This window comes from Synechococcus sp. LTW-G (assembly GCF_054459035.1).
The window spans coordinates 17,350-26,622 of the sequence record NZ_JBTKYW010000003.1 but is presented as its reverse complement, the minus strand read 5'-3'; the positions used below and the strand labels follow the sequence as shown (position 1 = coordinate 26,622).

The window sequence follows — 9,273 nt, the reverse complement described above, 5'->3', positions numbered from 1 at the left end:
TGCGCCCATGGCGGAGCCAGGCATCGTTCAGCGGCCTTGGGGCTGGTTCGAAACCATCGGTTCCGGTGAGGGATACCTGGTGAAACGGCTCTGCATCCAGGCCGGCCACCGCCTCAGCCTGCAGCGCCACCAACACCGGCTGGAGCACTGGATCGTGGTCAGTGGTTCCGGTCAGCTGGAATGCGATGGAACCTCAATTGAGGCGGAGGCCGGCACCACCCTGCTGGTGCCCTGCGGTGCGGTGCACCGGGCTGCCGCAACGGATGAGAACCTGCTGATCGTTGAAGTCCAGCGGGGCGAACACCTCAGCGAGGAGGACATTGAGCGCCTCGCTGACGATTACCAAAGGGTCAAGTGTTAGGTTGATTCCTCACCCTTTGTGAAGGGCAAGGCAGTTTCTTCAACGGGTGTCTGCCGGCCTGTCGACGAAGGATTCAGGCCCAGACCAACTTTGACCAATACCTCTCTCGAGAGCGCTACCAGCTCTGTGGATCTCAGTGCGCTCGATTTGGCTAGCAGCCAGGACAGCGCCCCGAGCGAAAGCATCGAAATCACCACGGCAGAACCCAGTCAGAAGACTGGATTTGCAGCATTTGGCTTCTCTCCCGAAATCCTCGAGGCCCTCGAGGAGATCGGCTACAGCGAACCCTCCCCGATCCAAGCGGCCGCCATCCCCGAGCTGATGCTCGGCCGCGACCTGGTGGGCCAAGCCCAGACCGGTACGGGCAAAACCGCCGCCTTCGCCCTGCCGATGCTGGCGGCCCTGGATGAGACCCAACGCACCCCCCAGGTGCTGGTGCTGACTCCCACCCGCGAGCTGGCCATCCAGGTGGCTGACTCTTTTAAGAGCTACGCCACGAAGCTGCCCCATCTGCGGGTACTGCCGGTTTATGGCGGATCGGACTTCCGCGATCAAATCCACAAGCTCAAGCGCGGGGTTCAGGTCGTGGTGGGCACCCCTGGCCGGGTGATGGATCACATGCGCCAGGGCACCCTCGATGTCTCCGGGCTGCGCAGCCTGGTGCTGGACGAGGCCGACGAGATGCTGCGCATGGGCTTCATCGACGACGTCGAGTGGGTCCTGAGCCAACTGCCTGAGAAGCGTCAGGTCGTCCTCTTCTCGGCCACGATGCCCAGCGAGATCCGCCGGATCTCCCATCAGTACCTCAACAGCCCCGCTGAGATCACGATCAAGACCAAAGGGTCGGATTCCAGCCGCATTCAGCAGCGCTTCATCACCGTCAACGGTCCGATGAAGCTCGAGGCCCTGAGCCGGGTGCTCGAGGCCGAGACCAAAGAAGGCGTGATCATCTTTGCCCGCACCAAGGCGATCACGGTCACCGTGGCCGAAGCCTTGGAAGCCAAGGGCTATGGCGTCGCGGTCCTCAACGGTGATGTGGCCCAGAGCCAACGGGAGCGCACGATTGAGCGCCTGAAGAACGGCACCGTGGATGTGCTGGTAGCAACCGATGTGGCGGCCCGCGGCCTGGATGTGGACCGGATCAGCCTGGTCATTAACTACGACATCCCCTTCGACTCCGAGGCCTACGTCCACCGCATCGGGCGCACCGGCCGTGCTGGCCGCACCGGCAACGCGATCCTGTTCGTGACGCCGCGCGAGCGCCGCTTCATCACCGGGCTTGAGCGCGCCGTGGGTCGCCCCATCGAACCGATGGAAATCCCCACCAACGCGAGCATCAACCAGAGCCGCCTGGATCGCCTGCGCGAGCGCCTGAGCGAAACCGTGAAGGGGCTCAACAGCGAAGAGACCAGCAACCTCAGCGAACAGCAGGCCCTGCTCTCAGAAATCATCAAGCGGGTCGGCCAGGAAAGCGAGGTCGCCCCAGAGCAACTGGCCTTGGCAGCCCTGCAGATGGCAGTCGGCGATCAGCCCCTGCTGGTCCATGACGATGAGAACTGGATCCGCCAGCAGCCCCAGTCCCGTGATGGACGCCGCAACGACCGCTTCGGCGATCGTGACCGCGGTCCCCGCAACGCCCCCGGAGCCCGCCGCGGCCCCCGCGAGCAATCGGGTCCTCCGGAAGATCACATGGATCGCTTCCGGATTGAGGTGGGCTGGCGCGACCGGATCAAGCCCGGAAACATCGTCGGCGCCATTGCCAACGAGTCCGGCCTAAACGGCCGCAGCATTGGCCGGATTCAAATCTTTGACAGCCACAGCCTGGTGGACCTGCCCAAGGGCATGCCCGAGGACGTTTTCCACAACCTGAAGCGTCTAAAAGTCTTGAATCGCGAACTTCAGATCTCTCGCGTTCAGGGCTAGTTCAAGCCCGCAGGCGGGCCTCAGGCACAGAGGCCCGTCACCGATTCAGTGGAGAGCGCGGTCAGTTCAGCCAGGCCCATGCTCTCCACGGCAACGACCAAAGACGGCTGCACCTCTTCGGTTTCGATCGCCACAAGGGTCTGAAACAGATCAAAGCGATCCTGGGGGGCGAGCTCCCCGGTCTTGCTCCAAGCCAAACTCCAGGGCACAGGTGCCGTCATCAGGCGCTCCCGATAGCGGGTGTTCATTTGCTGACAATGGGACATTAATCGGGGATCAACCCGTTTCTTTTGATTCCCTTCGGTCTTGCTTTAAGCCTCGTTACCGCCCAGACCCAAAGAAATCACTGGGACCTCGGAGCTGTAGGCTAACCCTGATTCCCAAAGCTTCCAGGCTCCACACGGAACCCCACAGCATCAACGAATCAGTTTTCAGGTTCCGTCTAAGGAATGACCATTTACGTTGGAAACCTCTCGTTCCAAGCTGAACAAGAGGATTTGCTTGACCTGTTCAGCCAGTACGGCGAGGTCAGCAAGTGCAGCCTGCCTCTCGATCGTGAGACTGGCCGCAAGCGCGGCTTCGCTTTCGTCGAAATGGCGAACGATGCTGACGAACAGAAAGCCATCGACGATCTTCAGAACGTCGAGTGGATGGGTCGCATGATCCGCGTCAACAAAGCAACCCCCCGTGAAGGCGGCGGCGGTGGCGGCGGTCGCGGCGGCTACGGCGGCGGCGGTAACCGTGGCGGTGGCGGCGGCTACGGCGGCGGCGGCGGCGGCCGTGGTGGCTACGGCGGCGGTGGCGGCGGTGGCTACGGCGGTGGTGGCGGCGGCGGCTACGGCGGCGGTGGCGACAACCGCTGGTGATTGAGCCGCGCCCTGCATGCCAGGGCGCCACTCCTCCCCAAGCCCATAGAAAAATCCCTGGATGGAGCCCGGAATGGGCTCACATCCAGGGATTTTTTGCTGGTCAGACGGCGACTTCGACGTCCTCGTTCTCGATCAGATCCAGCAGCTGATCTCGTTGCCACTCGCGGCAACGGACTTCGGAGACGGGATGGATCGGCTGCAGTTCGCCTTCCCTGGGCTCAGGTAAGGCGCTGCGCAGGGAACGCCTTCTCAGCTTGGCTGTCCAGCGATGGAAGCGATGGAACGATCTCGAACGGGTCATAGACACCCTCCTGTTGGAGACACCACGGTTCTAACGCTGGTGAAACCCAGAAATCAGTTCCCAGTGAGCAGCTTCATATTGAATTCAGCCCGGCGCCTTTGAATGGCGCCATGACCCCAGCCCAACCCCCACTGCGCCGCCTCCTGCGTGCCCTAAGGCCCCATCGCCGCTTGGTCCGGCTCGCAGCACTCTGCTCAGTCCTGAACAAGCTGTTCGACTTGGCTCCTCCAGTGCTGATCGCCCTGGCGGTCAATGTGGTGGTGCAGCAGGACACCTCATGGCTGGCCAGCTGGGGGGTGACGACTATCCCAGGGCAACTGGGCGTCCTGGCCGGACTGTCCTTTGTGATCTGGAGCGCGGAGTCGCTGTTCGAGTACCTCTACGCCCTGCTCTGGCGCAACCTGGCCCAGACGGTGCAGCACGAGCTCAGGCTGGAGGCCTACGACCATCTCCAACGATTGGAGATGGGCTTTTTTGAATCGAGCTCCAGCGGCCGCCTGCTGGCGATCCTGAACGACGACATCAACCAGCTCGAGCGCTTTCTTGACCACGGCGCGAACGAGGTTCTGCAACTGATCACGACCGTGTTGGCGGTGGGGGGCGCCATGGTCTGGCTCTCACCTGCGGTGGCTGGGGTCTCCTTCCTGCCCATCCCCTTGATTCTCTGGGGCTCCCTGCATTTCCAGAAGCGCCTGCAACCGCGCTACCGCGAGGTGCGCGAGCGGGCCGGAGACCTGGCCAGCCGACTGGCCAACAACCTCGGAGGCATGCTCACCATCAAGAGCTACGCCGCTGAGCAGTGGGAGACCGATCGTCTCTGCAGCCAGAGCCGTGCCTACCAGAGCAGCAACGGCCGGGCGATTCGACTCTCGGCGGCCTTTATTCCCCTGATTCGCTTCGCGATCCTGTTTGCCTTCCTGGCAATCCTGGTCATTGGCGGCCTCCAGGCCTGGCGCGGGGTGATCGATGTCGGCACCTATTCCTTCTTGGTCTTCATCACCCAGCGCCTGCTCTGGCCCTTGACCAGCCTGGGCCGCACCCTCGATGACTACCAGCGGGCCATGGCCTCCACCCAGCGAGTGCTGGATCTGGTGGACACACCGATCGCGATCCCCAGCGGCCATCGCCCCCTGCCCAGCCAGAGGGTGCGCGGGCAGATCCATTTTGAGCAGGTGAGCTTTGGCTACAGCGGCAGGGAGCGGCTGCTCCGCAACTTTGACCTGGAGATTCCCGCCGGCAGCACCTTGGGGATCGTCGGGGCCACGGGCTCAGGCAAAAGCACCATCGTCAAATTGCTGCTGCGTCTCTATGGGCTGCAGGGCGGAACGATCCGCCTGGATGGCCAACCGATCGAAGCGCTGGAACTGGGGGATCTACGCAAGGCGATCGGCCTGGTGAGCCAGGAGGTCTTCCTTTTCCACGGAACCGTGGCCGAGAACATTGCCTATGGCAGCTTCGAGGCCACGCGGGGCGAGATCGAGCAGGCCGCACAGCTGGCGGAGGCCTCCCGCTTCATTGAGGAGCTGCCGCAGGGCTACGACACGGTGGTGGGCGAGCGGGGCCAGCGCCTCTCCGGTGGACAGCGCCAACGGATTGCCCTGGCCCGGGCCATCCTCAAAAATCCACCCGTCTTGATCCTCGATGAAGCAACGGCGGCGGTGGACAACGAGACCGAGGCGGCGATTCAGCGCTCCCTCGATCGAATCACCGCCGAGCGCACCACCCTGGTGATTGCGCACCGCCTGTCCACCGTGCGCCATGCCGATCGGATCGTGGTGATGGACCAGGGACGAATCGTCGAGAGCGGCAGCCACGAGGAACTGATCGCCGCCGGTGGGGCCTACGTCAATCTCTGGCGGGTCCAGGCGGGACTACGGCAGGACGAGGTCCTGGCTCTCTAACCAGCCAAGGAAGTGGCACCAATGCAGGGGTTACCACAAGATGGGCGGCAGAAAAAGAAATAAATTGTGAGAATGAAGAGTCCCACCCTGAAAACAGCCCCCGCCAGCCCGATGCCCCGCCGCCGCGATGAGCGCGCAGCGATGCTGACGGCCATTGGCTTTGGGCTGGGTGGTGGACTCCTGCTGGCCTCTCCCGTCGCGGACTACCTCAGCAGTCCCCAGGTGAGCGAGCGCCACCAGCTGGTCAATCCCTTCAGCAGCTGGAACAGCCTCAGTGACGCCGATGTGGTGATCCTGGGAACCGACGTCGGCGGCGGGAATACCGACGTGATGTACACGATGCGTGTGCAAAACGGCGTCACCAAGCTGCTGCAGGTACCCCGGGACACTTACATCAACTCCAGCAGCTTTGGCCCGGTTAAGGCCAACGCGCTCTACGCCTATGGCGGCCCCGATGCGGTCAAGGCGGAGCTCTCCAAGCACCTGGGACGTCCGGTGCGTCACCACATCCTGGTGAACCTGGCGGTGATCCGGCGCCTGGGGGATGCCCTGGGCGGCCTTGAGGTCAACGTGCCCAAGCGCATGTGGTATCACGACAACACCCAAGGCCTGCACATCGATCTGCAGCCAGGCCGCCAGGTCCTCAAGGGCCGAGACCTCGAGGGCTTCCTGCGGTTCCGCCACGACGAGATGGGGGACATCGGCCGCCTGGATCGCCAGCGCCTGGTGCTCAAGGCCCTGTTCAAACAGATCACCCGCCCAGAGAGCCTGGTGCGGCTCCCCGCTCTGCTCGCTGTCGCCGGCAAGGACCTGCGCACGGACCTCGGGCCGATGGAGATTGGAGGCCTGATCAGTGCCATGGGCAGCACCGAGCTGAACGCCGAGCGCCTCGGCGGCCGCCCCTTCATGCATGAGGGCATCAGCTACTGGAAGGCCGAATGGCCCGAAGCCACCGCCGCTGGGGCCGCCGCCGCCGGCAGCTCTGAGCGCTTCAAATTTCTCTTCTAGGGCCTCTTTTAAGGCTGGCCTTCCTCATCCCGGTAGGCCGCGGGAACGAGCACCAGAAACAGGCCCCACCAGGCCAACACAGCCACAGCCACCGGTGCGCTGATCCACCAGCGGTGCAACAGCAGCCAGCTACCGGCGATCACCAGAACACCGGTCAGGAGGATCGACCAGGGCTGACACCACCAGGGCTTGAGACTCCAGAACGCGGGCTTGGTCTCAGACATGGGGCCTCTTGGCGTGTTGTGAGAGCACCACGAGGGCCAGGAGCAAAGCAGTGATCGCCAGCACCGGCGTTGATGCGGCCACCGTCACCCCGAGGGCGGCTGTGAACCAGATCGATGCGGCACTGGTGAGGCCGTGCACCCGCGGATGCTGCCCTGCAAACGACTCCCCGCCGCGATCCACCAGGATCTCGCCGGCCCCCAGGAAACCCACTCCCGTGGCGATCCCTTGAATCGCCCGGCTGCGCGCATCGGGTTGGTCCCCCGCCGCCAGAACCAATAAGCAGGCACTGAGACCGACCAGCACGTGCACCCGCAGCCGGTTCGTCTGGGGCTGAGCGAAGTGCTGGGCGCGGTTGTAGCCCACCGCCAGACCACACAAGACCGATAACCCCAGACGCAACAGCACCGTCAGGTCGACGTCCAGGGTCGAGGACCAGGAGTTCGCCAACAAGATTGAGCCCATCAGCGCAGACCTCCATAAGCTCCCCGCAGACCCAGAACGCCGCGGCCCGTGGACGCACTGCTGGTGCGCAACACCCTGAAGATGTTCACGGCGGTGTTCCTCACGGCAGCGATTGCCCTGTGGTTTGAGCGCATTGAGTTTGTTTGGTATCCGCTGATGGCGGTGGTGATTGTTGTTGATGACAACGATGACCACACCGTCAAGGCCGCAACCGCCCGGGTGATGGGCACGGTGATCGGTGGACTGGTGACCTTTGTGGTCCACACGATCCTCAGCGGCTGGATGGGGGTGCTGGTCTCGATCCTCTTGATGATCCCGGTCCTGCGCCTGTTCGGCTGGCAATCGGGCCTGAGCACCGCCGCCACCTTGAGCGTGATGTTCTTGATGATTCCCCGCTACGAGGCCCTCGATTGGGACTACGTGTTCAACCGCGGCCTCGACACCGTGGTCGGCTGTCTAGTGGCCTTGGGGGTGGGACTGCTGTTCTGGCCGCGCAACAGCTACCGGGAGTTGCAAAGCCTCGACCAGCACCTACTAGCTGATCTGCAAGGGCAACTCGAGCGCTACCAGGCCTGGCTGGATGGTCAACACGAGCGACCGACTCCACTGAACACAGCACCCCTGACCGGAAACCTGATGCGGATGACGGATCTGGTGGAGCGGGAACGCCGGGGCCCCCGCCAGAAGCGGCTGCGCTCCAGCCGCTGGCAGCAACGCCTACGGCTCTGGCAGATCGTCCAGTTCCACTGGATTGCCTGGGAGCGCCTGATCGACGGCCTACCCCCACTCAACATCGCCCAGGCGACGCCGCTGCATCAGAGCATCGCCGGCCTGCATCGACAACTCCAAGGGGGCGCCCAGGCCACACCGCGGCGTGAGCCGCAGCGCTGGCAACAGCTCGCCCAGAGCCAACGACTCCCGCTGTTGCAGTTGCTGGCACTCGAGGAAGAGACCAGGCCCCTTCACGCCAGCCTGGGCAGCTTGGCCCGGCGGCCATGCTGATCAGCCGCGCCGAATTGCGGTTGGCGGTTGCCGCCGGACTGAGCAATGGCTTCGCCGCCATGACCGGCTTGACCTATGGCTTCTATTCCCCTCTGGCGGTGGTGTCCGTTGGAACGGGCAGTTACGGCGGGGCGATCGAATTGGGCCGTCAGCGGCTACTCGGCACCGTGCTGGGCTCAGTTCTGCTGCTGGTGGGCTACTGGGGTCTGCGCGATGTGCCAATGCCCATCGCCATCGCCATCACCCTGGCGGCCCTACGGCTCCTGGGAGGGTGGCTCAAGCTGTTGGTCGGCTACAAGGTCGGCGGCCTGATTGTGGTGATGGGCTGGCTCTCCCACTCCGCCAACCTCGGCACATGGATTCCCCTGCGCTTTTTCTGGACGGCCTTTGGCGTGCTGGTGGGGCTCCTGAGCCTGCGCTTGTTCTGGCCAACCCGCAGCCTCGATACCGTCCTGCAGCAGTACGGCGAGCTGTTCAGCGACCTGAGGCAGACCTACCAGGAGCTGGCCCAGCGCCTGCTGAACAGCGAAGCGCAAGGGCCAGGCATTGAGGACTACAAGCGCCTGCGCGCTCGCCTAATCAGCCTGCGGGCCCTGCGCCCGGCCCTCAGCCTGGAACTTGGGGAAGGGGCGAGCCGCCATCCCAGCGTTCAGCTGGTGCAGTGCCTCGATGACGCCTGCTCCCGTCTAGTCATGATGGTTGGCGGCATGGTGCGCCGGGCCCCGACCCTCAACGACAGCGCCATGATCGAGCGGCTGCATCAGGGCGAAGCGGCCTTGCTGCAAGTTCTGGGCCAACGGCTCGAACAATGGGAGCAGCGGTTCAGCGGCCGGCGGCGAACCCTGCCGCAACCACCCAGCTCTGCGCTGGCCTTGCCCCAGGCCTGGCTTGATCTCAACCGCGAACTCGCGGACCCCAACCTCAACCGCATCCCTCTTGAGCGCTTGGAGCGCATCGCCGCTCGGCTGCTGCTCTGCAGGCAGGCCGAACAGGCCATGCAGGATGCCGAGCGGACCTGGGCGAGCGTGCTGCCCCGCTAGGACTCAGGCCTCGACGCCCACCAGCGCTCCACGCGATAGCCCAGGACCACGAGCAAAACCACGAGCCAGAACCAGAGCTCGGGGGCGTTGGCGTTGAACAGGATCAACAGCAGAACCACCTCCGCCACCAACCAGGGCAACTCCTTGCGCAGCAAGGGATTGCGGAGGGGAGGCAAGCGCC

The 9,273-nt window shown here is 64.0% G+C and carries 12 protein-coding genes; 7 read left to right on the top strand and 5 right to left on the bottom strand.

Features of this window, described 5'->3' with window-relative positions:
* The first annotated feature begins 7 nt into the window (after positions 1-7).
* Complete coding sequence (locus ACXIQ9_RS06395; protein WP_296415370.1) at positions 8-361, top strand: phosphomannose isomerase type II C-terminal cupin domain; 354 nt, start codon at positions 8-10, stop codon at positions 359-361.
* Between the two features lie 90 nt (positions 362-451).
* The gene (locus tag ACXIQ9_RS06390) at positions 452-2,284 is read left to right on the top strand and encodes a DEAD/DEAH box helicase (protein WP_029626387.1); all 1,833 of its coding nucleotides are present in this window, start codon (positions 452-454) and stop codon (positions 2,282-2,284) included.
* A gap of 20 nt (positions 2,285-2,304) precedes the next feature.
* On the opposite strand, the gene ACXIQ9_RS06385 is transcribed toward ACXIQ9_RS06390, so the two are convergent.
* Positions 2,305-2,532, bottom strand: a complete 228-nt coding sequence (locus tag ACXIQ9_RS06385; protein WP_296415373.1) for a hypothetical protein — start codon at positions 2,530-2,532, stop codon at positions 2,305-2,307.
* Positions 2,533-2,733: 201 nt separating this feature from the next.
* Here ACXIQ9_RS06385 and ACXIQ9_RS06380 point away from each other — a divergent pair, with 201 nt between their 5' ends.
* Complete coding sequence (locus ACXIQ9_RS06380; RefSeq protein WP_459016117.1) at positions 2,734-3,150, top strand: RNA recognition motif domain-containing protein; 417 nt, start codon at positions 2,734-2,736, stop codon at positions 3,148-3,150.
* Positions 3,151-3,253: 103 nt separating this feature from the next.
* Here the strand turns inward: ACXIQ9_RS06380 and ACXIQ9_RS06375 are convergent, their stop codons facing one another.
* The gene (locus ACXIQ9_RS06375) at positions 3,254-3,454 is read right to left on the bottom strand and encodes a hypothetical protein (protein ID WP_156797985.1); all 201 of its coding nucleotides are present in this window, start codon (positions 3,452-3,454) and stop codon (positions 3,254-3,256) included.
* A 110-nt stretch (positions 3,455-3,564) separates the two neighbouring features.
* Here ACXIQ9_RS06375 and ACXIQ9_RS06370 point away from each other — a divergent pair, with 110 nt between their 5' ends.
* Together ACXIQ9_RS06370 and ACXIQ9_RS06365 are read left to right on the top strand one after the other, a co-directional pair.
* Positions 3,565-5,355, top strand: coding sequence for an ABC transporter ATP-binding protein (locus tag ACXIQ9_RS06370; RefSeq protein WP_459016116.1), 1,791 nt, complete (start codon positions 3,565-3,567; stop codon positions 5,353-5,355).
* A gap of 72 nt (positions 5,356-5,427) precedes the next feature.
* The gene (locus tag ACXIQ9_RS06365) at positions 5,428-6,363 is read left to right on the top strand and encodes an LCP family protein (RefSeq protein ID WP_459016115.1); all 936 of its coding nucleotides are present in this window, start codon (positions 5,428-5,430) and stop codon (positions 6,361-6,363) included.
* Between the two features lie 8 nt (positions 6,364-6,371).
* Here ACXIQ9_RS06365 and ACXIQ9_RS06360 read toward each other — a convergent pair whose 3' ends face one another.
* Together ACXIQ9_RS06360 and ACXIQ9_RS06355 are read right to left on the bottom strand one after the other, a co-directional pair.
* On the bottom strand, positions 6,372-6,587 hold the full coding sequence (locus tag ACXIQ9_RS06360) for a DUF6737 family protein (RefSeq protein ID WP_247479039.1): 216 nt from the start codon (positions 6,585-6,587) through the stop codon (positions 6,372-6,374).
* Positions 6,580-7,050 carry an MgtC/SapB family protein gene (locus ACXIQ9_RS06355; RefSeq protein WP_459016114.1) on the bottom strand — a complete coding sequence of 157 codons (471 nt, stop codon included), beginning with the start codon at positions 7,048-7,050 and terminating at the stop codon, positions 6,580-6,582. The genes ACXIQ9_RS06360 and ACXIQ9_RS06355 overlap by 8 nt, the downstream gene beginning before the upstream one ends.
* Before the next feature lie 48 nt (positions 7,051-7,098).
* On the opposite strand from ACXIQ9_RS06355, the gene ACXIQ9_RS06350 reads away from it, so the two are divergent.
* The gene (locus ACXIQ9_RS06350) at positions 7,099-8,052 is read left to right on the top strand and encodes an FUSC family protein (RefSeq protein ID WP_459016113.1); all 954 of its coding nucleotides are present in this window, start codon (positions 7,099-7,101) and stop codon (positions 8,050-8,052) included.
* The gene (locus tag ACXIQ9_RS06345; RefSeq protein WP_459016112.1) at positions 8,046-9,092 is read left to right on the top strand and encodes an FUSC family protein; all 1,047 of its coding nucleotides are present in this window, start codon (positions 8,046-8,048) and stop codon (positions 9,090-9,092) included. The genes ACXIQ9_RS06350 and ACXIQ9_RS06345 overlap by 7 nt, the downstream gene beginning before the upstream one ends.
* Here the strand turns inward: ACXIQ9_RS06345 and ACXIQ9_RS06340 are convergent.
* On the bottom strand, positions 9,089-9,268 hold the full coding sequence (locus ACXIQ9_RS06340) for a hypothetical protein (RefSeq protein WP_459016111.1): 180 nt from the start codon (positions 9,266-9,268) through the stop codon (positions 9,089-9,091). The two genes, ACXIQ9_RS06345 and ACXIQ9_RS06340, sit on opposite strands and share 4 nt — an antisense overlap.
* Positions 9,269-9,273 lie beyond the last annotated feature (5 nt).

Coding starts and splice junctions, on each gene's coding strand:
- ACXIQ9_RS06360 (WP_247479039.1), bottom strand. CDS start 6,587: ATGTCTGAGACCAAGCCCGCGTTCTGGAGTCTCAAGCCCTGGTGGTGT.
- ACXIQ9_RS06375 (WP_156797985.1), bottom strand. CDS start 3,454: ATGACCCGTTCGAGATCGTTCCATCGCTTCCATCGCTGGACAGCCAAG.
- ACXIQ9_RS06365 (WP_459016115.1), top strand. CDS start 5,428: ATGAAGAGTCCCACCCTGAAAACAGCCCCCGCCAGCCCGATGCCCCGC.
- ACXIQ9_RS06380 (WP_459016117.1), top strand. CDS start 2,734: ATGACCATTTACGTTGGAAACCTCTCGTTCCAAGCTGAACAAGAGGAT.
- ACXIQ9_RS06370 (WP_459016116.1), top strand. CDS start 3,565: ATGACCCCAGCCCAACCCCCACTGCGCCGCCTCCTGCGTGCCCTAAGG.
- ACXIQ9_RS06395 (WP_296415370.1), top strand. CDS start 8: ATGGCGGAGCCAGGCATCGTTCAGCGGCCTTGGGGCTGGTTCGAAACC.
- ACXIQ9_RS06355 (WP_459016114.1), bottom strand. CDS start 7,050: ATGGGCTCAATCTTGTTGGCGAACTCCTGGTCCTCGACCCTGGACGTC.
- ACXIQ9_RS06345 (WP_459016112.1), top strand. CDS start 8,046: ATGCTGATCAGCCGCGCCGAATTGCGGTTGGCGGTTGCCGCCGGACTG.
- ACXIQ9_RS06385 (WP_296415373.1), bottom strand. CDS start 2,532: ATGAACACCCGCTATCGGGAGCGCCTGATGACGGCACCTGTGCCCTGG.